This window comes from Mesorhizobium sp. WSM4809 (assembly GCF_055811655.1).
The window spans coordinates 1-273 of sequence record NZ_JBVVQW010000074.1; the positions used below are offsets into that span (position 1 = coordinate 1).

The window sequence follows — 273 nt, forward strand, 5'->3', positions numbered from 1 at the left end:
GGCCTGACCGATCGCGAACTGCGTACCAATAATTCACAACTGACGGCAGGTCAACGGTTGTACCAACAGCTTGGCCTTACCGGCGCACGCGGTGAAGCCGAAGCGGGTTATCCACTGGTGATCAATCACGCCTTGCCGCATTACCTCACTCTGCTGGATCAGGGGTTAGATCCTGAACTGGCATTGCTCGATACCTTGCTCCTACTGATGGCGATCAACGGCGATACCAACGTTGCATCGCGCGGTGGCGAGGGGGGCCTGCGCTGGCTACAG

The 273-nt window shown here is 58.2% G+C and carries 1 protein-coding gene; it reads left to right on the top strand.

The window, feature by feature from the left end; genetic code table 11:
- On the top strand, positions 1-273 hold a 273-nt coding region (locus AC0L24_RS33915), incomplete at both ends, for a triphosphoribosyl-dephospho-CoA synthase (protein WP_473565105.1).